The following is a 25,056-nucleotide window of genomic DNA, read 5'->3' as shown; positions in this document are numbered from 1 at the left end:
CCGGCTATCATGACCGTGACAGTTTCCACTCCCTTGGCTGAACAAAAGAAGAAGGTGCTGCGCCCGCGCGACGCAGCCTCACTGCTTCTGATTGACCGCTCGGCAGGCACGCCGCGTGTGCTGATGGGCAAGCGTCATCACAGTCTCGCTTTCATGCCGGGGAAATTTGTATTTCCTGGCGGTCGCGCCGATTCGATTGACGGCGCGATTGCAGCCGCAAACGAACTTAGCCACGACGACACACGAAAACTCCTGGATGGTATGGGCTCTCGCCCATCCATGCGCCGCGCCCGCGCGCTCGGACTATGCGCTATCCGCGAGACATTCGAGGAAACAGGACTGCGTGTGGCCTATCCGGTCGCCGATGATTCTTCCGCTGAACCGCCGCGGGGGCTTCCGGCCAACCATCAGGATTGGCGGGCTTTTCTCGGTCAGGGCGCGCTGCCTGCGCTGTCGAGCCTGCGATATTTCGCCCGTGCCGTGACCCCGCCGGAACACGTCCGTCGATTCGATACCCGCTTCTTCATCGCGTTTTGCGACAGCCTGCCGGAATTCGGCAAACAACAGCTTGCACCAAGTGGCGAACTGGAGAACCTCGACTGGGTATCGATTGATGATGTGGCGAAGCTCGATGTCGCTCTCATCACCCAGATCATATTGAAGGAAGCCAAAAGCCTTCTGGCTGAAACACGCCTTGATTTGCCTGCTGCCCTCCCGGTGGTGCAATACCGTATGCGGCACGGCCGCTTTGTCCGTGAAGTGATCTGAACTGATGAATAAAGAAATTCCAGCAACCGACCGTGCTTCTACCAAAACGAGCGCGGCAGGTGTAAAAGGCGCTCCTCCGCAAGAAGGCCAGATGCACTGGCGTTCGCTTGCAGCCGCCATTGCGACCATCAGTGCGGTGGGTGCTGCTATCGGGCTGGGCATTCCGCTCCTCAGCGTGCTGCTGGAAAGCCGTGGTCATTCGGCAAGCCTCATCGGCGCCAATACGGCTGTTGCAGGCCTTGCCTCCATCGCCGCGGCCCCGCTCGCCGCCCCAATCGCCGCAAGGCTTGGCGTGGTCAAGGCCATCTTCCTGATGCTTATCATCGGCGGCGTTGCCTTCCTCGGCTTTCATTTTTTCCAGCCGCTCTGGGCGTGGTTTGCGCTGCGCATCGTGCTGCATTTCGCGCTGACGGTGCTCTTCGTCCTGTCTGAATATTGGATCAATGCCTCGGCGCCGCCTGAAAAACGAGGGCTGGTGCTCGGCATCTACTCCACATCGCTTTCGCTCGGCTTTGCGCTTGGGCCTTGGCTTTTCTCGAAAATCGGCAGTGCCGGTGGCCTACCGTTCTTCGTCGGATTCGCGATCATAATGGTCGCGCTCATCCCCGTGACGATTGCCTGGCGCGACAGCCCCGATTTTGAGGAAGGCGAACATGTTCCCTTCCTGCCGTTCATTTTCGCGGTACCGACCGCGACGATGGCAGTCTTCGTCTTTGGCGCGGTGGAAACGGGCGGCTTTGCGTTGTTCCCGGTTTTCGGCGCACGGATCGGCTATCCGGAAGCAGACGCTGCGCTTCTGCTGACAATGATCGGCCTCGGCAATGTGCTGTTGCAAATTCCGCTCGGGATTATCAGCGACAAGATACCGGATCGGCGCAAACTTCTGTTGTTTTGCGCGGTCACCGGTCTCATCGGCATGATCGCGCTGCCCTATCTGATGAACCAGTGGTATCTGATGGCGGGCGTCCTGTTTTTGTGGGGCGGTGTCGTGGCTGGCCTTTATACGGTGGGCCTTGCCCATCTCGGCTCAGAACTGACTGGCCGCGAGTTGGCCTCGGCCAATGCCGCCTTCGTGTTTTGTTATGCAATTGGCATGCTGGCAGGCCCGCAGGCCGTCGGTGTCGGCATGGATGCTTTCGGCCCGGCAGGTTTTTCGTGGACGCTTGGGGTATTTTTTGCCGCATATGCGATCTTTGCAGCAGGAAGACTGCTTTTCAGAAAGAAGCGGTCTTGACTTTTCGGCCCCAATCCGTAGTTATGCGGCGAATTTCCGCTGCCGGGTGAATTGCCGGAATCGCTGGCGGTTACCATCCATAGAGTATGACCCCGGAGAATGGGAACCCGATAAGCGGGTCCGGTTTCCGAAAAGGTGATGCTCCGGCAAAGTTAAAGAGCAGGTATTTCGATATGGCCAAGGCTACGACGATCAAGATCAAGCTTTTGTCGACCGCTGACACCGGCTTCTTCTACGTTACGAAGAAGAACAGCCGCACGATGACGGAAAAGATGACAAAGACCAAGTACGACCCGATTGCGCGCAAGCACGTCGACTTCAAGGAAACGAAGATCAAGTAATTCGTTTCCTGTGTTGCCCTTGCGGTGACCGGAATCAAAAAAGCCGTCTCTCACGAGACGGCTTTTTGTTTTTGATCTGATTTTATCAAAACAGTCAGGCTGCCGAAGCGACCACCCGATTGCGCCCGTTCTTTTTTGCGAGATAAAGCGCGGCATCGGTTCTGTCGAACAGCGCTTCGACGCTGTCACCCATCAGGCGCAAGCCTGCCAGACCGACACTGATCGTCATATTGACCTTGTGACGTCCGCTGGCGACCGAAAAGGGCACAGCCTCCACAGAGGTGCGGATACGCTCTGCAACGGCAGCTCCGGCCTGCAAATCAGTATCCGGCAGCACGACGATGAACTCCTCACCGCCATAGCGGCACATCAAATCCATGCCACGTATATTCTTGCGCAGGCGCGAGGCGAATTCACGCAAAACGTCGTCCCCCGCATCGTGTCCGTACTGATCGTTGACGCGCTTGAAATAATCGAAGTCAATCATAATGACCGTCAGCGGGCGCTCCCGGCCCGTTGCGCGGCTATACAGCACCGGCATATGCGTATCGAGATAGCGGCGATTGTGCAGGCCTGTGAGGTCGTCTGTAACGGCCATGGTAATGGAGCGGTTCAGACTTTGCCGCAGCAGATCGTTGTAGCACTTACGCTTGATCTGCGTGCGCAGCCGCGCAAAAAGCTCCAGCTTTTCCAGCGGGCGCATCAGATAGTCGTTGACGCCAAGTTCCAGCGCGCGAACAACAAGCGCGCCTTCATCTTCCCGCACGATCAGGATAATGGGCACCAGTCGGGTGCGCTCGATGGTGCGCAGTTGCGAGCACAAACGCAGCGGATCGTAATAGGTGAAAGCCGCCGAAACGACGATACTGTCGTAATCCGCTTCGATCGCCTTGATCAGAGCGGTATTGGCATCATTAGCGATATCGACTCTATAGGTCTCACTTAAAATCAGGCGCAAACGTGCTGCCGCCGTTTCATCCTCATCCACGATGAGGATACGCGCGGCGTCCTGCCGGTTTGGACCGGAACCGGAAACCTTGGCTAAAAGCAGCGCCTCAACTTCCGCATCGGCCACGCTGTTGCTGCGCTGGAACAGTTCGTCCGACACCAGCTTCAGGCGGGCGAGGCTTTTCACGCGGGACATCAAGTGAAGATCGTTGACCGGCTTGGACAGGAAATCGTCTGCACCTGCCTCCAATCCGCGAATCTTGTCTTCCGGGCGGTCAAGAGACGTCACCATAACGACAGGAATGTTGGAGGTGCGCGGGTCGTCCTTCAGCTTGCGGCAGACCTCGAAGCCATCCATGCCGGGCATGAGAACATCGAGCAGGACGACATCAATCTGGCCGCCCAGACAAATCTCGAAGGCATCGAACCCATTATAGGCACTGACGACTTCATAATATTCAGCAAGCAGCCTCGCTTCCAGGAGCTTCACATTGGAAGCCACATCATCGACGACGAGAATTCTGGCAGTCATGATCCCCCTCGCCTGGTCGAGCCTAAGCGTCGCCCAGATAAGACTTTATCGTTTCTATAAATCTTGGAACAGAAATAGGCTTCGAGATATAAGCCTCGCATCCGCCCTGCCGGATGCGCTCCTCATCGCCTTTCATGGCGAAAGCCGTGACGGCAATCACCGGAATATGGCGCAGTTCTTCATCGTCTTTCAGCCACTTGGTCACTTCCAGACCTGAGACTTCCGGAAGCTGGATATCCATGAGAATGAGGTCTGGCCGGTGTTCGCGTGCGAGATCAAGCGCCTCGAGACCGTTTCGTGTCCGGATCGTTTCGTATCCGCTGGCTTCGATAAGATCGCGAAACAACTTCATATTCAATTCGTTGTCTTCGACGATCATTACGCTTTTCGTCATCGAAACTTCCCTGGGGCAATTCCCCGGCCCGATTTTTCATTCATCCACTGGCATTGGCTGACACCAGACAGTGCGCGCCGACATTCCCCTCGGTGCACTCTTTGATTTAACCTCATTTCATTGACGAAAGGCAAATAATTCCGTTGTCGCTACAAGGGCATGCATCTTATATGAAAACAATAGCAGGCCTTAGCGGCGGCTGTTGGGATCGCTTGAAATGGAGAGTGACGGTGAAAACGCTTATGAACGAAACAGAAGCGCAAGGCCTCGCCATTGAAGCTTTGGCATGGCTCGCGCAGGATAAGGATTTGCTGCCCCGCTTTCTGGCACTGACGGGCATCGAAGCCTCATCCATCCGTCAGGCTGCGCGTGAACCGGGCTTTCTGGCCGGTGTGCTCCAGTTTTTCCTGAGCCACGAACCGACGCTGATGCGCTTCTGTGAGGAAACCGGGCGTGACCCGGCCATTATCCAGAAAGCGGCCTCGTTTTTGCCCGGTGGTGCAGGCCAGCATTTGCAGAGCGGCGCCAACTGATTCGAAGACGCCGTTCTGTTTCACACCTGATTTCAGGCAGCAGTTGGTCCCGTGACCACCTCTTCGGCTGTCGAAACGCTGACAACGTTCAACTCATGTGCGCGCCCGTCGCGTGCGGTCCATGAAATCGACTGACCGGGCGCAAGGCCGATCAATGCCGTGCCAATCGGTGTCAGAATCGAAATCTTGCCCTGCGCAATGTCCGCCTCGCCGGGATAAACAAGCGTCACGCGGCGCTCATGTCCGTCATTGGAACGGAATTCAACCACCGAGCCCATATGCACAACGTTCTGCGGCAGGCGCTTGGCAGGCACAACCTTGGCGCGGTCAAGTTCGGCCATCAGCTCGTCGGCGATTTCCTCGTGCTGCTCGGGGACGCTGTTGGCCAGCCCCATCAGGCGCTCGTAATCAACGTCACTGACGACAATATTAGGCTTCTTGCGATTCTTGACGCTCATGGCGATAGCTCACTGTTATAAAGATAAATATCTCCGAGCGTCTTGGCTCGAAGTGGATGATTGGGATGTTTTTGTGAAAGCGCTTATCGAGTTCGCTTGAGACAAGCGACGAACCATCCCCCGGAGCCCATCTGCGCTAGGCAGGGCTCGAGGGCCTTTATCCCGCGATCGGTTGAACCCGATGGAGTATGGCGGCCAAATGGTTGTTCATGACACTAAACTTGGTGATATCGCAGCCAATGTCAAGAGCATGACGGTTAGGCGCGGCTCTGCCAGTGGCGCCGCGCCGGATTGATGATATAGAAGATATGTTCCTTTTATGTTCATCAGGCCAGCCTCGTTCCGATGATAACTGGTCAGACGACAATGCTGTGCACATTCACGATGGTCGAGAATTTCGCCGGAAACAGTTCTGAGCAAGGCTTATGCCGCGACTGCCTGTCGTTGCAGAAGAGCGCTTCCGTGCGCCGCTGTTATTCCTGCGGCAGCCCGCGCCTGATACGACACCCGGAACTATACAGGCTAACGCTTGCCCATATCGACTGCGATGCTTTTTACGCATCGGTGGAAAAGCGCGATAACCCCGAATTACGCGACAAGCCGCTCATTATCGGCGGCGGTAAGCGCGGCGTCGTTTCCACCGCTTGCTATATTGCGCGTATTCATGGCGTGCGCTCGGCCATGCCTATGTACAAGGCGCTTGACGCCTGTCCGGAAGCCGTCGTCATCAAACCCAATATGGAGAAATATGCCCGCGTCGGGCGCGAGGTGCGTCAACTGATGCGCGACCTCACCCCACTGGTCGAGCCGCTTTCCATTGACGAAGCGTTTCTCGATCTCAGTGGCACCGAACGATTGCACAAGGCACCGCCCGCCGTTGTTCTGGCGCGCTTTTCCAAACGCGTGGAAAGCGAAATCGGAATCAGCGCGTCCATCGGCCTGTCCTATTGCAAATATCTCGCCAAGGTGGCTTCCGACTTGGAGAAGCCGCGCGGCTTTTCTGTTATCGGCGAAGCCGAGGCGCTGGATTTTCTGCGCGACAAGCCAGTGAGCATGATCTGGGGTGTCGGCAAGGCATTTGCGGCCAAGCTGGAAAGCGATGGCATCCGCAATATCGGTCAGCTTCAGACCATGGATGAAGGCGCACTGATGAAGGCCTATGGCACCATGGGCCAACGTCTGTATCGCCTGTCGCGTGGACAGGATAGCCGGCGTGTCGAGCCTGATCACGATATGAAAAGCGTTTCGGCAGAAACAACCTTCAACACCGATCTTTCGACAGCTGCTGATCTCGTTCCTGTTTTGCGCGCGCTTGCCGAAAAAGTATCGCGTCGCCTGAAGGCTGGCGAAATTGCCGGACGCACGGTTGTGCTCAAGCTCAAAACACAGGACTTCAAGCTACGCACCCGCAATCGCCAGCTTTCCGACCCGACCCAGCTGGCCGACCGCATTTTCCGTCATGGATTGCAGCTTCTCGAAAAGGAGTTGGACGGAACCAAATTCCGACTGCTTGGCATCGGCGTCAGCGAGCTTTCATCGAGCGAGCGAGCCGATCCGCCCGATCTGGTCGACACACAAGCCACCAAACGCGCTGTGGCTGAAACCGCGATTGATCGCCTGCGCAACAAGTTCGGGCTGAATGCAGTGGAAACGGGCTATACCTTCTCGAAAGGCAACCTCGCCCGCACACAGACACCGCCAGATCGCGACGAAGAGGATTGAGTGGTTGCTGCCTGAGTGGAATTCATACCGCTCGGTTTCGCGCTGAAACTAACTTGTTTCGGCGCGAGACTTGCGGTTCAATCCCGATAAATACAGACACGGAGGATAGAATGCTCACAGGACCACTATGTCGAGCGGGCCGCGCACTCGTTGAGATTTCGCGCGATAATCTTGCGAAGCTGTCAAAAGTGGACGCATCGGTTATCGAAGACTTCGAACGAAAAATCGATAAGCCTTCAGCCGAAGTTATCAACAAGCTGCAAGTGGCTCTGGAAGACTTAGGTGCGGTCTTTATCCCTGAAGATGAGCGCGGCGTTGGCGTTCGGTTGAAATTCACGGCTTCGGAAGCCAAACGCATCGCCATCCTCGAAGGCGAAGGCGGCATTATAGCCCAGGATGACGTGACCTGACACACCGCTCGGTGGCCGTGTAACGAGCCGTTTGTACGGCAAATGCCGCGATGTAATGGGATCGTAGCAGCAAAGCACGAATGAGCGTCTGCCCCGCCTAAACGGGGCAAATTTCTCACCCGCCCCAAACGGTCTTGCCACCAGCGAGGCCCGATCCCGAACCTCCCAAAGATCCTACCCTGTTCTTGCCGCTCGCAAGGATGGTAGCAGCAGATTTTTCGGACTTTACTGTCTGAGTGTCCATGTTTCCATTCGCTGGCACTGCTGCGAACGCAGTCCCCGTCACCATGAATGCACCAACAGCTAACAATGCTATGGTCTTCATCATTCCTCCTCTGCTGGTCTCGCCAGCATGACGCCGAAATACAATCTGATCATGCCGGCGTTGTTACACAATCCAGGTAGAGCAAACGCCAGAATTGGCTTCTATGCTATACGGCACTTGTCGTATTTCGGCATGCGAAGGCTATTTGGATGCGATCAACAATATTGAATCTTTACATGGCTATAGCATAAGGTCGATAATAGAAGTCCGGGCGGGACATAAACCATATTGGCAGGAGAGCACCTTATGTCACCGAAGCTCAAAGCCGCGCTCGTCGGCGCAATCGTTGCAATTGTCGTAGGCTTCGCCGCATCGCAAGGTCTGATCAGCCAACAGACGGCAGAAGAAATCAAGGCCAAGACAAATGAAGTTCTTGCAGAAGAACCTGCCCCCGCTCCCACACAGACGCCTCAGCCGCAAACGAATGAACCCCAGCCGCAAGCGCAGCAACAATAGGCTTGCACCTGTCTTCCGCCCAGCATTGCGCTAACCGCTTGCTTCGCACGCACAGCGGTTCAGACAGAAACCATGCGTTACGGGAGGGGGTGCAGAGTGAACAGATTGCCACACCTCAATTTGGTGTGGGAGAACGCCCGGGGAACAGATTGCCACACTCAATAAATTAATCATTGAGTATCAAGTGCTTATAGTGATTTTTGGAAAGAGATGGAGGCCTCGCCCGGAATCGAACCGGGGTGCAAGGATTTGCAGTCCTCTGCGTAACCACTCCGCCACGAGGCCTTCCTGAGAGCGTTTCCAAATCAATTGGTTGTGCTCTGCGCAGTTCCAATATTGATCCCTGCCCGCTTCGTCAAGCGATTCGAGGCCTTTGTGTAAAAAATCCTTGGTGTTTTCCTTTGCCATGCAAAAGAGCGCGCAGATGCCCACCACCTGTCCCCAAATCATCGCGCGGCCATTGTGATCGCGAGAATATTAGAACCTTATGATCTGTTAACTCGTTGGAAAGGTCAGGCTGTGCAACAATAAGCACATGAGACAAGCCTCACCATGGAGACGCGTTAAACACGCCGTTTGCGTCGTGCTGAGAGTGGTCGTCCTTGCTGCGCCCATTCTGCTGGCATTGGCGGCCTTGACCATGGTGACCAATCCGGACGGCAACAAGATGCCTGTTCCGGACAAGGGCGTTTCCGGAGGAACCGCACCGACCGGCAACTGATCCCGTCAGAGTCTGCGGTAAGTGGAACAGTTTGGTTTCGGTGCGGATAGCTCAGCTCGAGAGCAACTTGTCGTTACAAATTGCAACAACGGGAAACCTACCCGCCAGATCATGGATTTAAATACCTTTTAGGATACCGCAATCATTCAATTGCGGAGATGGTCTATGGCCAAGCTACAGCTCTTTTTCTCAAAAGCCATGCCCTATATGGGAACGGGCTTCATGCTCGTTAATTTTGCGGCCTTGCTCTATGCCGTCGTCATCCACTGACGATCTTTATGAGGTCCATCGGCCCGAAAAGGGCGCCGTAGCGCCCTTCGTTACTTAACGACGTGCCACACGCCGCCCTTGCCATCCCCCTTGGCATCGCCCTTCTTCATGTCTTCATGGTAACGATAAAGCGGCATGCCTTTATAGGCCCACATATCCTTGCCATCCATTGCTTTGACGACTGAGAAATCTGTGTCCGCTTTCGAGGCCTTTTCTGCATGAAATGCAGGCCACATTTTCAGACATTGGCCATCGCATGACGACTTACCGCCCATATCCTTGTCGAAGGTGTAAAGCGTCATGCCTTTCGGCGTGACCAGCATTTTGCCGGACGGGCTGTCCATCATTTTGGCAGGTTCGGCAGCAAATGCGCCAGCGGTCGACAGCGCGACCAATCCGAGTGCTAGAAACATCGTTTTCACGGCATATCCTCCTTGGATTCGGAAGACAGGCTTATGATCGTTATAATTTCGCCTGATCCTTCCAAGGAGGATTGTGCGCCCGGTTGTCGCCTGAAATATGGCGCAGCATCAGTTCGCGGCAGGAACCGGACAGCTCATATCACCCTCTTCACAGCTCAGATATTTCTGGAACTGTTCGTTGCGCTGCTTGGTCAGATCGGTTTTGCAAGAGGCAACGAGCATCGAATGGATGGTGCCTCCCGATGAATCCGCAGTCGTGAAATCACATTCAGCATCGCGGAATGCAATCCAGGCACGCTGGGCTTTGACAAACAGCTTCTTGCCGTCTGCATCATCGGCGAGACGCTTCTGGATTTCCTTGAAGCTGGCATTCAGCTTCTTGTCGGCCGCAGAAAAATCATCGCCTGCACACTGGGTCATCGTGGCTTGGTCTTGCGCATTGGCGCATTTATTGGATGCCGCCGTCGCGGGCAATGAAAGAACAAGCAAGGAAACACTCAGAGCGGCAATCCGTAGCATTCAAACTCTCCCAAGCGAAAAGACCATTTCAAAAAACTATAGTCTTTCTCGTTCCGAATGCATCCAAAACAGCTAATATAGGTTAACCGCCGAAAATCCGAGAAAATTTCGGCTGATATTGCTTATTTCTTATCGTCATTTGCAGCTCTTTGTTCGATCCAGTCACGTGCGGCCTGCCAGCTGCCAAAAGCCTTACGCTGGTCATGGATCGCATAGGCGACCCAACGCTCCTCGGGGTTCTCGGCATCTTCGGGCATGATTGTGCCGATACGATTGCCATAGCTGTCCTGCACCGGATAAATCATCGAAGCTTCTCCCCGGAGATTTGTTTGTAATGGTCGTCTGCAACGACCTTTCTGTTCATTGTTTTTACACTCGATTGCCAGCGCCAAACCAGCAGTTATTATTGGTCCCACTATTCTGGGGTATGGCGGAGGAATAAACAATGCTCACTACACTTATAGAACTTCCCACCTATGCCATATTTTTATTTTTCATCGCATTTGCGATTATACTGTATAGCGTCGGCTATGGCGCATTACGATATCTCAGCAGGCACGCGAAGCACGATATCTTCTCCATACCCGCCCCGGCATTTCTCGGCACGATTGCGACGGCATGGGCGCTTTCCATGGGCTTTGTGGCTGCTGACGCTTGGTCGCTCAATTCTCGCGCCGATTTTTCCGTCAGCAAGGAACGTTCCGCCATTCATCGATTGCTGGACACGGCGAACCCAATCGTTCTCGACAACGCGGAACTGAAAACAGCGGTGCTGAACTATCGCACCATCGTCATCGACGACGAATGGGGACAGCAGAACAACACCGTTTCTACATTGGACGTCGACCACGCGATTCTGGGAATCCGTGCAATCGTCCAAAAGATTGCACTTTCAGGACTGCCCGGCCCAATTGTCTCGCAGCTCGTCAACGATTTTGACGAACTTCAGGATGCGCGCAATGAGCGGCTGGCCGTCGCCAGCTCATCGATTGACGAATCCAAGTGGTATCTCGTCCTGTTCCTGACTTTGCTGACAGCGATCACGATTGCTGCCGTTCATGCCGACCGTCCGCTCGCTGGAAAGCGCGCGCTGGTCCTTTATGTGCTGACTGGCACGATCAGTCTTTGGATTCTAGCGAACCATGCCAATCCTTATGTCGGCATGGGGGATCTCAAGCCGGACCTGCTCTTTTCCGCACAAAGGCATTCTCCAGCCCCAACGCAGCCCGCTGGTTCGTGAATGATGGTTGCGAGCAACGCGAGCAGGAAATCGCCTGAACGCGCGCCTACGCCCGCCCTGAGCCATTCATTTCGAAAAGAACATGAAAAGCAGCGTTACTCTCCAATGCGTCACTGCACCGGAACGATTCGCAGTCTGCACATGACAATTTGAAGACGGAAGAATTTTGGCAGATCGGAGCTGTTAAAGCGCAACTGTGTCTTGCTTCGTTGCTAAAGCAAAACTTCATCTGTGGAATGTAAGTGATTGAGATTTTAGCGACTTCAGAAATTGAAGTGGCTCCCCGGGCCGGATTCGAACCAGCGACCAACCGGTTAACAGCCGGTTGCTCTACCACTGAGCTACCGGGGAACAGGTGCTCGTTGCGTCAGCGAGGTGGCGTATAGCAAAAGGATTTCGGGTTTGCAAAGGGCAAAATTGAATTTTTTCCAACTTTTTGCATCTGCCTCACGAAACCCTATATTCTCTGGGACATTCAGACGTAAAAAATATCGAGCAGCCGTGGAGAGACCTAGTCCAGTGAACGAAGAAACCAACCAAAAAGCACCTCGCAAGGTCATTTTGATTCTTGGTCGGCGAATCCCGATTCCTCAATCGGTGATGATGCGGCGCGTTTTGGGCGGCTCTCTGGTGGCTGGGGGCGCACTTGGCTTCTTGCCGGTGCTCGGTTTCTGGATGCTGCCGCTCGGGTTGATCGTACTTTCTCACGATTCTCATCGCGTTCGCCGCATTCGTCGGCGCAGCGAAATCTACATCTGGCGGAAATGGGTTCGGCGTAACGCTTCGTCGAGTGCAAATGGCGGTGCGGGAAGCTGACGCCTTTCTGCTTAATTAACAACGTCCGGTAACAATCAGTATCAGCTCCATAAAAGCGATATGGCCCAGCGAGAAGCCGGGCCACTGCGAGTCCGTCCGTCAGTTGATGTTTCAGGACAGATTCTTCCGCCGCTGCGCATAACTACGCCGACGGACTTCTCCCGGTGTCAGATGGCGGTATTTGCGCAACGCGGTCGTCATGTGGCTCTGACTGGAAAAACCCAGCGTAGCGGCAAGCTCGCTCAAGGATATATCGGTCTCGCGCAGGCAGCGTTCGGCTTCGTCCAGCCGCAACCGCATCAAATATTGATGTGGTGTGAGACCGAAGCTCGCACGAAAGCAGGTTGCAAAATGGCCCGCTGAAATACCGATCAATGACGCCATATCAGGTACGGACACCTGCTGGCGATAATGTTCCTTGAGATAGTTCTCGATCTGGCGACAGGCATAGTTACTGAGCCCGAACTGCTGCTTGTTACTGCCTCGGGCGATTGATGCGTTGCGCACCAGCACACCCGTCAGCACTGTACGGAAAGCATCCATATAAGCGCCGCTCACATGCGGTGAGACTTGCAGCTCGCCCCACAAAATTTGCGCCAGTTGCAGGCATTGTCTGTTGGAAAAATGCAGTGGTGTCCAATTGTGAGATGCTTCCTCTCCCTCTTCTGCGGAGAAAAAGGAATCATCAAGCGTAACCGTCAGATGAGCCGTATTTTTGGGCCACACGATTGCGCAGCTCATATGAGCGGGAATGATGAACGTCATCCCTGCTGGACAGTTAATGATTTCCTCAGCCCCTTCAAAGGGCTTCCATTTCAGCCCGCGCACCATTTCAAGCACGATGATGGCTATGGTTTCGAGCGACTGATACGTCCTCTCGCCGGTGTCTGAAAAGCCATAATCTATATTTTGCTTTTCACCGCCATCCAGCGATGCCAGCTGCATTGAATTGATTACGGGCGATGGATCATAAGTCGATAAATTCATTGAATTATTCTTCATGACTATGCTCATATTATCCTCAATCATCAAACCGGAAAAAAGAATAAATATCGGGAGCGCCACGGGTTTAACTGAACGGACTCGAAACCTGTATTCCCCCTGCGTTTCAGAAAATCAAAACGGCCTTCCCTCAAAAACCGCGTGAATGCCGCAAATCAATCATTAGTTGTAATTGAAAGTTTATGCAACCGAATTATTGAAGCCTGACAGTTTATGCGCGATTGCTGATTTGGTTCTTGCACTCGTGGTTCGCAAGCCAGTGTTTTGACGCAATTTTTAGAAATCTGCGAGACGCCGCACTATTGCACGCCATTGCATTTTGCTGGCTCAGCAATCCCCTGTTGCGACGGATCCTCATATGAAAAGGCTACTTCCCGTTGACTTTAAGGGGGTGCATTCTGTCGATAAGGACAGAATGCAAAGCTGTCCACAATCATCGCCTTGCGTCACACCGCTGTAATAAATCCCCATTAAACAACGATCCACGATGTTGGGGCAGCGCGTCGTAACTGTTTCTCTGTTCGAACCAATTTTGCCGCTTGTCGAGGTCTCACAAAGATGTTTCAATCTGAATTGCACGGCTGTGCAGAAAAAATAAAAACAGCCGGCGATCCTGGGGAGGAGACGCCTATGCCAGCTTTTCTGGAGGTGGCGAGCGCGCGCGTTCGTTACGGCAATAATGAGGTTCTCAAAGGGGTTGATCTGTCAGTCCGCAAGGGTGAGTTCGTCGCTCTGCTCGGATCGTCCGGTTGTGGAAAGACAACTTTGCTGCGTGCAATCGCAGGCTTCAATACACCCAGCAGCGGCGCAATCAAGGTCAATGGCGCGGATGTAACCCGGTTGCCGCCAGACAAGCGCGGCATGGCGCTCGTGTTCCAGTCCTATGCACTATGGCCTCACATGACCGTTGCGCAAAATATCGGTTATGGCTTGCGCATTCGTGGCATTGCAAAAGACACGATCAAGCAAAAGGTGATGGAAGTTGCCCGTCTGCTCGGCCTCGATGCGCTGCTGGAAAGAAAGCCCACAGCCCTGTCCGGCGGCCAGCGCCAGCGCGTCGCGCTTGGCCGTGCTTTGGCCATCCAGCCAGATATCCTGCTTCTTGACGAGCCCCTCTCCAATCTCGACGCACGTATTCGCCTGTCGGTGCGCCATGAGATCAGTGCCCTGCAACGCCGTTTGGGCATTACGGCTGTGCACGTCACCCATGATCGCGAAGAAGCCATGGTGATGGCGGACAGGATCGTCATTCTCAACAACGGCGAGATTGCCCAGGCTGGCGCACCTGAGGAGGTCTATAATCATCCGGCGTCTGATTTTGTCGCCGCCTTCATGGGCGCGGAAAACCTGATCGAACTGCCGGTCTCCGTCAAAGCGGATAAGATTGAAATCGCGGCGGGCGCACATAACAAGGCGAGCACCATTCCAGCCGGAAGGAGAAATCTTTCCGATGGCATTGCCTCCGCGCATTTCCGCAGCGAAGCCGCGCAGCTCGCAAGTCCGGGTGCCGCGCCTAACCGCAATGGACCCGCACTCGTTCTTGCAGGCACGGTAGAGCAGACCAGCTATCCCGGCGGCCTCTGGCGACACATGGTCCGTATTGGCGACCGCCACATCATGGTCGATGCGCAGGAAAGCCATCAGCCGGGATCAGACGTCGAAATTCGCATACCGGAACAGGCGCTTTTTCTCTTCGACAAATAGCCTCGCAACCGCATTGCCGGGCAGCGTTTCGGCTCGGCCTTTGTCAGTACTGCGGGCATCAAACGGCCCGCAGCAGCCTAAAATTCCCGATGAAGCAACAGGATGTCCAACATCCCAATCGCAATCCACAAAACCGGTCCATCCGGATTTAACAGGAGTTTTTCATGAGAACGATCCTGAAAGCAGCAGTGGTGCTCGGCCTTACCGTTGCCCCTGCATCTGCCGACGAACTGACGGTGCTTACCGCTGGCGACCAGAACATGGTCGATTACATCAACCAGTATCTCGGACCTTTGTTCGAGAAGGAAAATCCGGGCACGACTGTGCGCGTTGTCGGCACGGGCCCAGGTGACGCCGGCTCGCAGAAGATTCTCGAGCGTTTCGAAGCCCAGTCCAAGGCTGGCGTCGAAAAGTGGGATACGGACGTTGCTGTTGTCCATGAAAAATTCGTCGGACCAATGGTCACCGGCAAATTCCTTGAAAATTATCGCGGCAAGATCGAAACCGGCAAACTGGTAACCCGCGACAATGCCAAGATGGCGCTCGGCACCAATGTTGATGGCTATGTCATGCCGATGTTCAACAGCCAGACCGCGCTTGCCTATAATCCGGCGCTTGTCGCTACTCCGCCGAAGAGCTACGACGAACTCGTCGCCTGGGCCAAGGAAAATCCGAAGCAGTTCGGCTATAACGGCATCAAGGGCGGCGCTTCGGGCGTCAGCTTCGTGATGGGCTGGATTTATGCCTATGGCGGTGATGCGAACAAGCTTCAGCAGGGACCATTCGAAGAAGGCGAAGCCAAGAACTGGGACAAGGCTTTCGCGTCTCTGAAGGAATTCACCAAGAATGCAACCCTGACGCCGGGCAATGCCGGAACACTCGACATGCTGAGCCGCGGCGAAATTGCCATGGGTCCGGTCTGGGTCGACATGTTCTATTCGTGGAAGGCCAATGGCCAGTTGCCGCCGGAAATGAAGCTTGTTCTGCCGGAGCCGGGCATGCCGGGCCAGCCGATGCACTATGTAATCCCGGAAAAAAGCGCACATAAGGAACTGGCCGAAAAGTTCGTGACGCTGGCAACCAGCCCCAAGGTTCAGGCTGCGGGCATCGTGAAGCGCTTCAACTGGTATCCGGGTATCGACGCCGACAACGTCAAGTCGGAACTTGATGCCGACACCTGGAACAAGCTTTTCACCGATATCACGGCTGACGATCTGGCCAAGTTCGGCAAGTCCTTCCCGATTGCTCCGTACAACACCGCCATTCTCGAAGCCTACGAACGTCAGGTTGGCAACTGATAACCGCATTGCCGGATGCGCCATCTCTGGCGCATCCGGTATTCCATCGTTTTCATGAGGTCTCGAATGTCGCCTAGACTGACGGGTTTGCTGCTGGTCGCCCCTGCATTGGCGATCGTTGTGGTATTGTTCATCGTGCCGCTTTTCGGCGCCCTCACCGGGGCATTTTATGTTTCCGGAGAATGGGGCTTCGGCAATTTCACCAAGACATTCGAGCTTTATTCAAGCGACATTCTGTTCACGCTGCTGATTGTCGTGCTGTCTTCAGTGCTGATCGCGCTGCTTTCCATCGCTATTGGCGGTTATCTGACGCTCGGTTCCAATCCGCGCGCGGTCGCCGTGCTGCGGTGGCTCTATCGCTGGCCTTTGTTTATTCCGTTTATCGTCGTTGGCCAGATATTGCGGACCTTTCTCGCCAAGAATGGTCTGATGAATAGCCTCCTGTTCGAAACCGGCATACTGACGCCATTACAAGCGATGAGCTTTCTCGACTGGCGTGGCATTACCATTGCATTTGTCTGGAAACAGACGCCCTTCGTCACCCTGCTTCTGGCAGGCGCCATGGCGTCGCTCGACAGGAGCACCATCGAATCCGCCCGCAATCTGGGTGCAGGACGCCTGCGCATCCTGATTGAGATCGTTTTGCCGCAAGTGCGCCAGACGCTGCTCGTGGGCCTTATTCTAAGCTTCGTGACCATGATGTCGGTATTGTCCGTACCGCTGATGATCAACGCGCAATCACCCACCATGATCACCGCCAATATGGCCTTCCGCATCAACGCCTATGGCGATTATGGGGTCGCCAACGCGCTCGGCACGATTTCGCTGCTGATGACCAGTCTGGTGGCGTGGATCTATCTGCGCCAGACCATGAAGGAGCACGGCAAATGAGCACCACCTTAGACTGGCGCTGGATTCCGCGCGGTATCATCCTCGGCCTTCTGGCCTTCGCAATCTTTGGCCCGCTGGCCAACCTCCTCCTGTGGGCTGTGGCGGAGCGCTGGTATTTCCCTCACACGCTGCCGCTGCAATACGGCTTTTCGTTCTGGGCCAATGTGTTTTCGCCACGCGGTAATGCGCTGACTTCGCTTGGAACCAGCGTCCTCATCGCAATCCTGACCGTAATTGTCTCGCTTGGTCTGGCCATTCCGGCCGGTTATGCGCTGGCACGGCTGAAACTGCCGTTTCGTGGCCTGATCCTGCTGACGCTTCTGATCCCGCAGGCCTTTCCGAACCTGCCGGTCTATGTGAACATCGCGCAAATGTTCTATTCGTTTGGCCTCAACGGCACGATCATCGGCGTTGTGCTGGTGCATGTCACGCATGGGCTCGTTTATGCGGTCTGGATTGCAACCGCTGCTTTCTCGGCCATCGATAGCGAGCTTGAAGAGGCGGCGCGTTCCATGGGCGCATCTGCGCTGAAAACCTTCTTCGACATCACACTGCCAATTGCGGCGCCGGGACTGTTGGCAAGCGCGATCTTTGTTTTCCTGGAATCGCTGGACGAGTTTACCGGCACCTATTTCGTGGGCGCGCCGGACATTTCCACCCTGCCGCTCTTGCTCTATACGGCAAGTTCCGGCGGCAATTATCAGATTGCATCGATCAGCGCGCTGATACTGCTTGTGCCGTCGATTGCATTCATGTTCGTTGTCGAGCGGTTCCTCCGCGCCGATGTTCTTTCGAAAGTGGGACGCTAGAAATGGCTCAGCAAGATCAGGATGCCAATGGTGGCCCACGCTTCATCAGCGCGCATAAAGTGGCGCAGGAGGCTGGCGTCTCGCGTTCCGCCGTTTCCCGCACTTTCACACCGGGCGCGAGCGTTTCAGCTGCCACCCGCGAGAAAGTTCTCAAAGCTGCGGACAAGCTCGGCTATCAGGTCAATGATCTTGCCCGTGGCCTGCTCGCCCATCGCAGCCGCATCGTCGGCATGATCGCTGCCGATCCCGACAGCCCTTTCCGGGCACGTCAGATCGCAACCCTTTCCCGACGTCTTGCTGCGCGCGGCAATGTGCCGGTGCTGATCCCTACCGGCCAGCACGGCGAAAACCTTTCTGCGGCCCACGAAGCGCTTTTGCGCTATCGGGCGGAAGCGACGGTGGTCCTGTCGGGCATGCCGTCTTCCTCCTTTGTCGAGCTGGCTCAACGTAACGGCCAGCCGCTCATTCTCGTCGGCAGAACCGAGGCCGGAGCAGACCACGTCCACGCCAATAACAAGCTTGCGGCGGAAACCGCCGTCGATGTTTTCGCGGCGCGCGGCTTCAAAAAACTCGGCCTGATTACATCCAATGTCGGCAGTTACAGCCTTGTAGAACGCGAGCAGGCCTTTGTGGCAAAGGCAAACAGTCTCGGTCTGCCGGTCGTCATCCAGCGTGGTGAACTGACCGATTATGACAGCGGGTTTGCTGCCGGTTCCCTGCTGCTTGGCGACAAGGACCGTGTCGAGGCCGTGTTGTGTGTCAACGATCTGATGGCGTTTGGCCTGATGGACTGCGCACGCGATGTCTATAATCTCAACATTCCCGATGATCTTTCGATCATCGGCTTCGACAATGTGGCCGAGGCGCGCTGGGGTGCGTATCGGCTGACGACATTCGACCAGAATGCGGAACGCCTCTCAGCTGAGATTGTTCGTTTGCTCGATGAACGGGAAAATGCACCCAACGAACCGCCGCAGACGGTTGTGCTGGATATGCCGCTCATTTTGCGCAGCAGTGTGCGGCCACTGAAAACAGACAATGCCAAGGGCGCAAAGGGTGCCTGACCTCATGACAGTTCATTCCGTCTGGCTGCGCCCGGCGCGGGGCGACCTGCAGTTCCTCGAAACGATAGTTCGCGATCTGGCACTTCGCTTCGACACCCCGATTTTCGAACCGCATGCAACATTGATCCCGGATATGCAGCGTTCGGCTGAAGAGTTGCAGCCGTTGATCCTCAGCCTTGCGATGGGGCGCAAGCCGCTGGATGTCAGGATCGAAGGCTTAGCGGCAACGGAAACCTATTTCCGTTCGTTCTATGCCGCGCTGGAGAAAACACCGTCGCTGATGGATTTCAAGCGCGATACAATCGGCATTTCGGGCCTGGACGATCTGGCGAGTTTCGTCCCGCACGTGTCTCTCGCCTATGGCGTTCCGGATACGCCCGAAAAGCACGACGAGATGAAACGGCTTTCAGACGCACTGACAGGCCGCAGCCTGCGTTTCGACCGTATGGTGATCGTCAGCTCTTCCAGCATGACGCCAATCGACCAGTGGATCGTCAAAAACGAGATTTATCTGGCCGGATAAATCCATGAAAAAGCCCGCCATTAAATGACGGGCTTTTCACGTTCAGTAGCATTGAATGCGATCAGAGCGGGCGCGGATTGTTGCGATAAACATCCGCAATATCAGCCAGCACCTCGTCCGACAATTTCAGCTCATGGGCGGCAATATCCGTCTTTAGCTGTTCGACTGTCGTGGCCCCGATGATGACCGATGTCATGAACGGACGGGTCAGCGAGAAGGCAATGCCCATCTGCGCAATATCGAGGCCGTGTTTCTTCGCAACGTCGATATAGGCGCGAACGACCGGTTCCGAATGGGAATTGTCGCGCCACAGGCCACCGTCGGTCACTGCTGCGCGCGAACCCGCCGGAACATTGCCGCCGAGATATTTGCCCGTCAGCACGCCCGCGGCCAACGTCGAATAGGCGAGCAGGCCGACATCTTCCGCCAGCGACACTTCAGCCATGTCGAAATCGAACTGGCGCTGTAAAAGCCCATATTCGTTCTGGATCGACGCCATACGCGGCAGGCCCTCTTCTTCGGCCATACGCAGCCAGCGCATCGTTCCCCAGGCGGTTTCGTTGGAAAGACCGACGTGCCGGATCTTGCCTTCGCGAACCATATCGTCGAGGCCGAGCAAAGTGTCGTGCATGTGCTGCAATTCCGACTTCGCATCGTTTTTGCTGAAATCGAAATTCCAGCCCTGTCCAAAATGGTAATGCGAACGCATCGGCCAGTGAATCTGGTAAAGATCGATATGATCGGTCTGGAGGCGCTTCAGGCTGTTCTCAACCGCTTCGCGCACGCTGGCGCGACTTGGGCGCGCACCACCGCGAATCCATTCCTGACGACCGCCGCCCGCAATCTTGCTGGCGAGAATGACCTTGTCACGCTTGCCCGAAGCCTTGAACCAGTTCCCGATATAGGTCTCGGTCTTGCCGTAGCTTTCGGCGCTCATCGGAATGGCATAGCCTTCCGCCGTATCGATGAAGTTGATGCCAGCATCGACAGCAATATCCAACTGCTCATGCGCATCAGCTTCGGTGTTCTGCACACCCCAGGTCATGGTTCCGAGGCAAATTTCGGTGACAGAGAGGCCTGTACGGCCCAAGGACTTCTTTTTCACGAGGATTTTCCGGATCAATTGGCCCGCAGAAACGCGGAATAATGTGAGGGGTAAAGTGATAGCCCCGCTTCACCGCCTCTGACAACCCTGTCACAAAATATTCAACGATTACAGGAAGCGCTCTGCCGAATATGGCTTCGGATCGATATAGGTTTTCTCGCCCGTCATCATTTCCGCAATAAGCCGTCCGCTTGCAGGTCCCAGCGTCAAGCCGTGATGGGCGTGACCAAAATCGAACCACAGTCCCTTGTGGCGCGGCGCCGGGCCTATCACCGGGCGCATGTCTGGCAGGCATGGGCGCAGACCGAGCCACGGCGTGCTATCCACCGGCTCGCCGAGCTGCGGCACCAGACGCCGTGCAATCTTTTCCGTCTTTCCAAGCTGTATGCGATTGGCCGCAGCCAAAGGTGATGCAAACTCGATACCGGTTGTCAGGCGCACGCCCTGCACCATCGGCGCCAATACGTAACCCGCTTCCTCGTCCACCACCGTATGGCCCAGCCGCGTGTTGTTCCGCATCGCGAAATGCAGGTGATGGCCGCGTTTAATGCCAAGGGGTAAAGGATAACCGAAGCGCCGGAAAATGAGTGCCGCCTGTGGTCCAAGCGCCACGACGACATCCCGCGCCTTAACCGGCCCTTCCTGCGTCGTAACCTGCCAGCCATCACCGTTCTGGGTCAGCGTTGCAGCCTCGCCATGCGCAAATTTGCCACCGCGCTGAAGAAACAAATCGGTATAAGCCTGCACAAGCCCAGCCGGATTGACGACGGTTTTCGGGTCGAGCCAATGAATACCACCTGCAACTTCGCCCAATGCGGTTTCACGCGCGCGCAAGGCGCCAGAATCCAGAATGTCATAGGCAAGATTGAAGCGCTGCAAATTGGGCAGACGACGCACCGCGGCGTCGAAAGCAGACTGGTTGCGGAAAACTTCCATCCAGCCTTGCTTGCGAATGAGTTTTTCGCAGCCTGCATCGGCCACCAGAGCATCATGCTCATGCACGCTTGCTTCAACGAGCGGCAACATGGCTTGCGTGGCAATCTCCAGACGTTCAGGCGATGATTCCCGCCAGTAGCGGAAAAGCCAGCGCGCGATGCGCGGAACATAAAGCGGAGAATAGCGAACATCGGTGCGCAGGTTCGTGGCGTAGCGCAGCAGTTTGCCGAAGCCCTGCGGAAAGGAATAGGGAATAACGCTGGAGCGCTCGATCAGGCCCGCATTGCCGAAGCTCGTTCCCTGCCCCGGTTCGCCCTTATCGACCAGACAGACGGAGCGCCCGCGTGCCTGCAAATGAAGAGCGGCAGAAACGCCGACAATGCCGGCTCCTAGAACGATAACATCCTGATTTTGCATCGGTATTTCCGGCATTCAAATTGCAATACGCGCCGACCCTAAGCCGGCGCGTTTCTGCTCGTAGCAACACTTAAGCATTTCCAACAAAAGTGCGAGCGGTTCCGACGATTCCGTTACAATAGGAACCGCTCTAGCTGCGTGTAGAGATCAATAAATGTCGAAGTCGAAATACTTCTTCACGATGGTAGCATAAGTGCCGTCATCGCGAATTTTCTTGATCGCTGCATTGAGCTGTTCACGCAGATCGTTGTCTTCCTGACGGACGGCAATGCCCGCTGCGGTTTCGGTTCCCGGAATGTCGCCGAGCAGCTTGCAGCAATCGGCACCGTCAGCCTTGAGCCAATCAACGAGCGGGAACTTGTCCGACACAACCGCATCCAGACGACCGCTCTTGAGGTCGGCATTGGCTTCGTCGGCAGTCGGGTAAAGCTTGGCTTCGGCGCCGCCCTTGGCATAAACGTCTTCGGCATAGGTCGCCTGCGTCGTGGAGCCCTGCGCGCCAAGCGTTTTGCCCTTCATGGCTTCAACGTCGACCGACTTGATCGGGCTATCCTTCGGAACGGCGACTGCGAGCGGCGTCGAATAATATTTGTCCGTGAACGCAACCTGCTTCTTGCGCTCTTCGGTGATGCTCATGGAAGCGAGAACCGCGTCGAACTTGTTCGCCTTCAGGCCGGGGATCATGCCGTCCCAGTCATTGGCGACGATGGTGCACTTGGCCTGCATGGCAGCGCAGAGCGCATTTCCAATCTCAACATCCAGCCCCTGAAGAGAGCCGTCAGCAGCGACGAAGTTGAAAGGCGGATATGCGCCTTCCGTAGCGATGCGGATTTCCTTCCATTCCTTCGCCTGTGCCGGAAGAACCGCGACGACAGTGGAAAGACCGGCAAAAAGGCCAGCGGCAAGGATCGATTTCAGCATGATGGTTTCCCCTTAAATGCTTATTTTTGTTGACTGCTTTAGTTACCCCCGGAGGGAATCCGCAATTTAGTGCAGCGCGCGAACCCCATCCGCTTCAGTCTGACTGAAGCACCGGACGCCGCCAACATCAAGTGGCGTTTTGACGGCGTCCGATGATATTTTGCGATCAATAGATGTCGAAATCGAAGTACTTCTGACGGATTGTATCGTAGGTGCCGTTTTCACGAATTTTCTTGATCGCAGCATTGAACTGCTCACGCAGATCGTCATCGCCCTTGCGCAGCGCCACGGCGATTTTCGTTTCAGAACCCGGAATATCGCCCAGGAACTTGCAGCAATCTGCGCCCTGCTTCTTCAGCCAGTCGGCAGCGAGAAACTTGTCGGCTGCAATCGCATCGACGCGACCGCTTTCCAGATCGGCATTGGCTTCGTCGGCGGTCGGATAGAGCTTCACGTCAGCGCCGGCCTTGCCATACACGTCATCGGCATAATTGCCCTGCGTGGTGCCAGCCTGCGCACCAACGGTCTTACCGCTGAATGCAGATGGCTCAAGCGAGGTGAGTTCCGAATCCTTCGGCACGACGACTGCAAGCGGGGTCGTGTAATAGCGCTCGGTGAAAGCAACCTGCTGTTCGCGTTCCGGCGTGATGGCCATCGACGCAATCACGGCGTCGAACTTGTTGGCCTGCAGGCCGGGGATCATGCCATCCCAATCATTGGCGACGACCGTGCACTTGGCTTCCATGGCTTCGCACAGAGCATTGGCGATATCGAGATCGAAGCCGACGAGCTTGCCTTCAGGCGACATGTAATTGAACGGAGGATAGGCGCCCTCACTGGCGATGCGGATTTCCTTCCATTCCTTGGCCTGAACCGGCAAGGCGATAACGACGGTGGCCAGACCGGCCAGCAAAACTGATTTCAACATGATTTCCCTGTTTCATAGTCCTCTGCAATTCCGGCTGCGACCGGATTGCCGTTGCATGAGGCGAGTGCTCGCCCGTTTCTCATAACCCTGGTGGCAAGCCCCTGTAGCCAGATACACGAAAGGGCCCGTCACGCCAAAACGCGACAGGCCCAAGTTCATCAGCCCAATAAATCAGGCAACCAGACGCGTGGAATGGTCGTCCTGTGCATAGGCCTTGCCGAAGCGGTTCGCGAGGAATGCTTCCAGCGTGATGTCTTCCTGACGAATGAAGCCTTTCTGCGGCAGATCGCCCTTGGCCAGCATGTCGAGCACCGCACAAATGGCCGAAGCCGTGGTGATCTGAATGCCGGAACGAACGATCTTGCCGACCTGTGCAGCATAGACCTTGTTTGCGTAGGTTTCTTGAACCAGACGGCCATTCTTGGTGCCGGAAACGGTCACGAAGATCACGACGACGTCCTGAAGCGTGGTCGGCAGCGCGTTTTCGAAGATGTCCTTGAGGACTTCGCGGCGATGACGCAGGCCGAGATCGTTCAGAAGCGCCTTCATAAGCGCAACGTGGCCCGGATAGCGGATCGTGCGGTAGTTGAGCGTGCGCACCTTGCCTTCGAGCGTTTCGCACAGCGTGCCAAGACCGCCGGAGGTGTTGAACGCTTCATAGGTCACGCCGTCGAGCGAGAATTCTTCGCGTTCTTCCAGAGCAGGAACTTCCGTCAGCTCGCCATTCACGATGGCTTCGCAAGGCTCGATATATTCATTGATAACGCCGTCGGTGCTCCAGGTCAGGTTATAGTTGAGAGCATTGGACGGGTACTGCGGCAGAGCGCCAACGCGCATGCGAACGCTGTCGAGCTTGTCGAAACGCTTGGCCAGATCATAGGCGACGATGGAGATGAAGCCCGGAGCAAGACCACACTGCGGAATGAAAGCCGTCTTGGCTTCCTGCGCGAGTTCCTTCACGCGGCGCGTGCTGGCAACGTCTTCGGTCAGGTCGAGATAATGAACGCCCGCCTTGGCAGCGGCTTCGGCAATACGGGTGGTCAGATGGAAAGGAGCGGCGCTGAGCACGGCGAACTTGCCGGTAAGGGCAGCTTCAAGCGCCTTTGCGTCTTCAATGTCGAGCGCCTGTGTCTTGACGGCAGCGCCAGCTTCCAGCGCATCGAGCTGTGCCTGTGAACGATCGACAACGGTGACGTCATATTCGCCTGTGGAAGCCAGAAGATCGGCAATGGTTGCACCGATTTTACCTGCGCCGACGACAACGATCTGTTTCATATGTTTTCCCCTTGGCCTTTCTGGTCTCACTGGAATGCAATTTGATGAACAAGAATCGCACAGTCTCGCGCAAA

Annotated in this window: 28 protein-coding genes and 2 tRNA genes; 16 read left to right on the top strand and 14 right to left on the bottom strand. The window is 55.6% G+C overall.

Annotation, left to right across the window (positions count from 1 at the left end; genetic code table 11):
• Positions 1-9 precede the first annotated feature (9 nt).
• The 3 genes from FHW00_RS03765 (at position 10) to rpmG (ending at position 2,343) form a co-directional block, all read left to right on the top strand.
• Entirely contained in the window at positions 10-768 is a 759-nt protein-coding gene (locus tag FHW00_RS03765; RefSeq protein WP_078336953.1) for an NUDIX hydrolase, read from the top strand.
• Between the two features lie 91 nt (positions 769-859).
• Complete coding sequence (locus tag FHW00_RS03760) at positions 860-2,002, top strand: MFS transporter (RefSeq protein WP_078337081.1); 1,143 nt, start codon at positions 860-862, stop codon at positions 2,000-2,002.
• Positions 2,003-2,175: 173 nt separating this feature from the next.
• Positions 2,176-2,343, top strand: a complete 168-nt coding sequence (gene rpmG / locus FHW00_RS03755) for a 50S ribosomal protein L33 (protein WP_007878621.1) — start codon at positions 2,176-2,178, stop codon at positions 2,341-2,343.
• Positions 2,344-2,437: 94 nt separating this feature from the next.
• On the opposite strand, the gene FHW00_RS03750 is transcribed toward rpmG, so the two are convergent.
• Both FHW00_RS03750 and FHW00_RS03745 read right to left on the bottom strand, forming a co-directional pair.
• Positions 2,438-3,823: a PleD family two-component system response regulator gene (locus FHW00_RS03750; RefSeq protein ID WP_078336952.1), complete on the bottom strand. Its 1,386-nt coding sequence runs from the start codon at positions 3,821-3,823 to the stop codon at positions 2,438-2,440.
• A gap of 22 nt (positions 3,824-3,845) precedes the next feature.
• Positions 3,846-4,217: a response regulator gene (locus FHW00_RS03745; RefSeq protein ID WP_007878616.1), complete on the bottom strand. Its 372-nt coding sequence runs from the start codon at positions 4,215-4,217 to the stop codon at positions 3,846-3,848.
• Positions 4,218-4,447: 230 nt separating this feature from the next.
• Here FHW00_RS03745 and FHW00_RS03740 point away from each other — a divergent pair, with 230 nt between their 5' ends.
• A complete protein-coding gene (locus tag FHW00_RS03740; protein WP_078336951.1) occupies positions 4,448-4,750 on the top strand; it encodes a DUF3572 domain-containing protein in 303 nt (100 codons plus the stop codon).
• Between the two features lie 32 nt (positions 4,751-4,782).
• Here the strand turns inward: FHW00_RS03740 and rnk are convergent, their stop codons facing one another.
• A complete protein-coding gene (gene rnk, locus FHW00_RS03735; protein ID WP_078336950.1) occupies positions 4,783-5,208 on the bottom strand; it encodes a nucleoside diphosphate kinase regulator in 426 nt (141 codons plus the stop codon).
• A gap of 384 nt (positions 5,209-5,592) precedes the next feature.
• Between rnk and FHW00_RS03730 the strand changes: the two genes are divergently transcribed.
• The 3 genes from FHW00_RS03730 (at position 5,593) to FHW00_RS03720 (ending at position 8,121) form a co-directional block, all read left to right on the top strand.
• Complete coding sequence (locus FHW00_RS03730; RefSeq protein ID WP_113533513.1) at positions 5,593-6,930, top strand: DNA polymerase IV; 1,338 nt, start codon at positions 5,593-5,595, stop codon at positions 6,928-6,930.
• Between the two features lie 110 nt (positions 6,931-7,040).
• Positions 7,041-7,340, top strand: a complete 300-nt coding sequence (locus FHW00_RS03725) for a hypothetical protein (protein WP_078336949.1) — start codon at positions 7,041-7,043, stop codon at positions 7,338-7,340.
• Between the two features lie 571 nt (positions 7,341-7,911).
• A complete protein-coding gene (locus FHW00_RS03720; RefSeq protein WP_078336947.1) occupies positions 7,912-8,121 on the top strand; it encodes a hypothetical protein in 210 nt (69 codons plus the stop codon).
• A gap of 211 nt (positions 8,122-8,332) precedes the next feature.
• On the opposite strand, the gene FHW00_RS03715 is transcribed toward FHW00_RS03720, so the two are convergent.
• Positions 8,333-8,406: transfer RNA gene (locus FHW00_RS03715), tRNA-Cys, on the bottom strand.
• A gap of 307 nt (positions 8,407-8,713) precedes the next feature.
• Here FHW00_RS03715 and FHW00_RS24500 point away from each other — a divergent pair.
• A complete protein-coding gene (locus FHW00_RS24500; protein WP_440631675.1) occupies positions 8,714-8,842 on the top strand; it encodes a hypothetical protein in 129 nt (42 codons plus the stop codon).
• Between the two features lie 320 nt (positions 8,843-9,162).
• Here FHW00_RS24500 and FHW00_RS03710 read toward each other — a convergent pair whose 3' ends face one another.
• From FHW00_RS03710 to FHW00_RS03700, 3 genes are all read right to left on the bottom strand, one after another.
• The gene (locus FHW00_RS03710; RefSeq protein ID WP_078336946.1) at positions 9,163-9,534 is read right to left on the bottom strand and encodes a COG4315 family predicted lipoprotein; all 372 of its coding nucleotides are present in this window, start codon (positions 9,532-9,534) and stop codon (positions 9,163-9,165) included.
• 108 nt (positions 9,535-9,642) lie between these two features.
• Positions 9,643-10,053, bottom strand: a complete 411-nt coding sequence (locus FHW00_RS03705) for a lysozyme inhibitor LprI family protein (RefSeq protein ID WP_078336945.1) — start codon at positions 10,051-10,053, stop codon at positions 9,643-9,645.
• 122 nt (positions 10,054-10,175) lie between these two features.
• Entirely contained in the window at positions 10,176-10,358 is a 183-nt protein-coding gene (locus tag FHW00_RS03700) for a hypothetical protein (protein ID WP_078336944.1), read from the bottom strand.
• 140 nt (positions 10,359-10,498) lie between these two features.
• On the opposite strand from FHW00_RS03700, the gene FHW00_RS03695 reads away from it, so the two are divergent.
• Positions 10,499-11,293 carry a bestrophin-like domain gene (locus FHW00_RS03695; protein ID WP_078336943.1) on the top strand — a complete coding sequence of 265 codons (795 nt, stop codon included), beginning with the start codon at positions 10,499-10,501 and terminating at the stop codon, positions 11,291-11,293.
• Between the two features lie 276 nt (positions 11,294-11,569).
• Here the strand turns inward: FHW00_RS03695 and FHW00_RS03690 are convergent.
• A tRNA-Asn gene (locus tag FHW00_RS03690) sits at positions 11,570-11,644 on the bottom strand.
• A 249-nt stretch (positions 11,645-11,893) separates the two neighbouring features.
• Between FHW00_RS03690 and FHW00_RS03685 the strand changes: the two genes are divergently transcribed.
• Positions 11,894-12,109, top strand: coding sequence for a hypothetical protein (locus FHW00_RS03685; protein ID WP_445557859.1), 216 nt, complete (start codon positions 11,894-11,896; stop codon positions 12,107-12,109).
• A gap of 111 nt (positions 12,110-12,220) precedes the next feature.
• Here FHW00_RS03685 and FHW00_RS03680 read toward each other — a convergent pair whose 3' ends face one another.
• Positions 12,221-13,111: a helix-turn-helix domain-containing protein gene (locus FHW00_RS03680; protein ID WP_445557849.1), complete on the bottom strand. Its 891-nt coding sequence runs from the start codon at positions 13,109-13,111 to the stop codon at positions 12,221-12,223.
• 630 nt (positions 13,112-13,741) lie between these two features.
• Between FHW00_RS03680 and FHW00_RS03675 the strand changes: the two genes are divergently transcribed.
• The 6 genes from FHW00_RS03675 to FHW00_RS03650 all read left to right on the top strand — a co-directional run bounded on the left by FHW00_RS03675 (position 13,742) and on the right by FHW00_RS03650 (position 19,400).
• Positions 13,742-14,815: an ABC transporter ATP-binding protein gene (locus FHW00_RS03675; protein ID WP_078336941.1), complete on the top strand. Its 1,074-nt coding sequence runs from the start codon at positions 13,742-13,744 to the stop codon at positions 14,813-14,815.
• Positions 14,816-14,979: 164 nt separating this feature from the next.
• Entirely contained in the window at positions 14,980-16,113 is a 1,134-nt protein-coding gene (locus FHW00_RS03670) for an ABC transporter substrate-binding protein (RefSeq protein WP_078336940.1), read from the top strand.
• 66 nt (positions 16,114-16,179) lie between these two features.
• Complete coding sequence (locus FHW00_RS03665; RefSeq protein ID WP_078336939.1) at positions 16,180-17,004, top strand: ABC transporter permease; 825 nt, start codon at positions 16,180-16,182, stop codon at positions 17,002-17,004.
• Positions 17,001-17,813 (top strand): ABC transporter permease, encoded by an 813-nt coding sequence (locus FHW00_RS03660; RefSeq protein ID WP_078336938.1) that lies wholly within the window; start codon positions 17,001-17,003, stop codon positions 17,811-17,813. The genes FHW00_RS03665 and FHW00_RS03660 overlap by 4 nt, the downstream gene beginning before the upstream one ends.
• A gap of 2 nt (positions 17,814-17,815) precedes the next feature.
• The gene (locus FHW00_RS03655) at positions 17,816-18,877 is read left to right on the top strand and encodes a LacI family DNA-binding transcriptional regulator (protein ID WP_078336937.1); all 1,062 of its coding nucleotides are present in this window, start codon (positions 17,816-17,818) and stop codon (positions 18,875-18,877) included.
• Positions 18,878-18,881: 4 nt separating this feature from the next.
• Positions 18,882-19,400, top strand: coding sequence for a 2'-5' RNA ligase family protein (locus FHW00_RS03650; RefSeq protein WP_078337079.1), 519 nt, complete (start codon positions 18,882-18,884; stop codon positions 19,398-19,400).
• A gap of 61 nt (positions 19,401-19,461) precedes the next feature.
• Here the strand turns inward: FHW00_RS03650 and FHW00_RS03645 are convergent, their stop codons facing one another.
• From FHW00_RS03645 to FHW00_RS03625, 5 genes are all read right to left on the bottom strand, one after another.
• Positions 19,462-20,505 carry an aldo/keto reductase gene (locus tag FHW00_RS03645; RefSeq protein ID WP_078336936.1) on the bottom strand — a complete coding sequence of 348 codons (1,044 nt, stop codon included), beginning with the start codon at positions 20,503-20,505 and terminating at the stop codon, positions 19,462-19,464.
• Between the two features lie 108 nt (positions 20,506-20,613).
• Positions 20,614-21,864: an NAD(P)/FAD-dependent oxidoreductase gene (locus FHW00_RS03640; RefSeq protein WP_078337078.1), complete on the bottom strand. Its 1,251-nt coding sequence runs from the start codon at positions 21,862-21,864 to the stop codon at positions 20,614-20,616.
• 141 nt (positions 21,865-22,005) lie between these two features.
• The gene (locus tag FHW00_RS03635; protein ID WP_374843064.1) at positions 22,006-22,767 is read right to left on the bottom strand and encodes an ABC transporter substrate-binding protein; all 762 of its coding nucleotides are present in this window, start codon (positions 22,765-22,767) and stop codon (positions 22,006-22,008) included.
• Positions 22,768-22,945: 178 nt separating this feature from the next.
• On the bottom strand, positions 22,946-23,707 hold the full coding sequence (locus FHW00_RS03630) for an ABC transporter substrate-binding protein (RefSeq protein ID WP_078336934.1): 762 nt from the start codon (positions 23,705-23,707) through the stop codon (positions 22,946-22,948).
• A 171-nt stretch (positions 23,708-23,878) separates the two neighbouring features.
• Positions 23,879-24,982 (bottom strand): saccharopine dehydrogenase family protein, encoded by a 1,104-nt coding sequence (locus tag FHW00_RS03625; protein ID WP_078336933.1) that lies wholly within the window; start codon positions 24,980-24,982, stop codon positions 23,879-23,881.
• Positions 24,983-25,056: the final 74 nt, after the last annotated feature.

The sequence above is a fragment of the Ochrobactrum sp. P6BSIII genome (assembly GCF_014138065.1).
Lineage (GTDB): Bacteria > Pseudomonadota > Alphaproteobacteria > Rhizobiales > Rhizobiaceae > Brucella.
This window is presented reverse-complemented; position numbering and strand designations above follow the sequence as displayed.

What these genes read in the sequence shown, in the direction of transcription:
- FHW00_RS03705 (WP_078336945.1), bottom strand. Translation starts at nt 10,053, where the DNA reads ATGCTACGGATTGCCGCTCTGAGTGTTTCCTTGCTTGTTCTTTCATTG.
- FHW00_RS03665 (WP_078336939.1), top strand. Translation starts at nt 16,180, where the DNA reads ATGTCGCCTAGACTGACGGGTTTGCTGCTGGTCGCCCCTGCATTGGCG.
- FHW00_RS03745 (WP_007878616.1), bottom strand. Translation starts at nt 4,217, where the DNA reads ATGACGAAAAGCGTAATGATCGTCGAAGACAACGAATTGAATATGAAG.
- rpmG (WP_007878621.1), top strand. Translation starts at nt 2,176, where the DNA reads ATGGCCAAGGCTACGACGATCAAGATCAAGCTTTTGTCGACCGCTGAC.
- FHW00_RS03670 (WP_078336940.1), top strand. Translation starts at nt 14,980, where the DNA reads ATGAGAACGATCCTGAAAGCAGCAGTGGTGCTCGGCCTTACCGTTGCC.
- FHW00_RS03625 (WP_078336933.1), bottom strand. Translation starts at nt 24,982, where the DNA reads ATGAAACAGATCGTTGTCGTCGGCGCAGGTAAAATCGGTGCAACCATT.
- FHW00_RS03730 (WP_113533513.1), top strand. Translation starts at nt 5,593, where the DNA reads ATGGTCGAGAATTTCGCCGGAAACAGTTCTGAGCAAGGCTTATGCCGC.
- FHW00_RS03655 (WP_078336937.1), top strand. Translation starts at nt 17,816, where the DNA reads ATGGCTCAGCAAGATCAGGATGCCAATGGTGGCCCACGCTTCATCAGC.
- FHW00_RS03685 (WP_445557859.1), top strand. Translation starts at nt 11,894, where the DNA reads ATGATGCGGCGCGTTTTGGGCGGCTCTCTGGTGGCTGGGGGCGCACTT.
- FHW00_RS03695 (WP_078336943.1), top strand. Translation starts at nt 10,499, where the DNA reads ATGCTCACTACACTTATAGAACTTCCCACCTATGCCATATTTTTATTT.
- FHW00_RS03650 (WP_078337079.1), top strand. Translation starts at nt 18,882, where the DNA reads ATGACAGTTCATTCCGTCTGGCTGCGCCCGGCGCGGGGCGACCTGCAG.
- FHW00_RS03630 (WP_078336934.1), bottom strand. Translation starts at nt 23,707, where the DNA reads ATGTTGAAATCAGTTTTGCTGGCCGGTCTGGCCACCGTCGTTATCGCC.
- FHW00_RS03765 (WP_078336953.1), top strand. Translation starts at nt 10, where the DNA reads ATGACCGTGACAGTTTCCACTCCCTTGGCTGAACAAAAGAAGAAGGTG.
- FHW00_RS03720 (WP_078336947.1), top strand. Translation starts at nt 7,912, where the DNA reads ATGTCACCGAAGCTCAAAGCCGCGCTCGTCGGCGCAATCGTTGCAATT.
- FHW00_RS03750 (WP_078336952.1), bottom strand. Translation starts at nt 3,823, where the DNA reads ATGACTGCCAGAATTCTCGTCGTCGATGATGTGGCTTCCAATGTGAAG.
- FHW00_RS03660 (WP_078336938.1), top strand. Translation starts at nt 17,001, where the DNA reads ATGAGCACCACCTTAGACTGGCGCTGGATTCCGCGCGGTATCATCCTC.
- FHW00_RS03760 (WP_078337081.1), top strand. Translation starts at nt 860, where the DNA reads ATGCACTGGCGTTCGCTTGCAGCCGCCATTGCGACCATCAGTGCGGTG.
- FHW00_RS03725 (WP_078336949.1), top strand. Translation starts at nt 7,041, where the DNA reads ATGCTCACAGGACCACTATGTCGAGCGGGCCGCGCACTCGTTGAGATT.
- rnk (WP_078336950.1), bottom strand. Translation starts at nt 5,208, where the DNA reads ATGAGCGTCAAGAATCGCAAGAAGCCTAATATTGTCGTCAGTGACGTT.
- FHW00_RS03680 (WP_445557849.1), bottom strand. Translation starts at nt 13,111, where the DNA reads ATGAAGAATAATTCAATGAATTTATCGACTTATGATCCATCGCCCGTA.
- FHW00_RS03700 (WP_078336944.1), bottom strand. Translation starts at nt 10,358, where the DNA reads ATGATTTATCCGGTGCAGGACAGCTATGGCAATCGTATCGGCACAATC.
- FHW00_RS03675 (WP_078336941.1), top strand. Translation starts at nt 13,742, where the DNA reads ATGCCAGCTTTTCTGGAGGTGGCGAGCGCGCGCGTTCGTTACGGCAAT.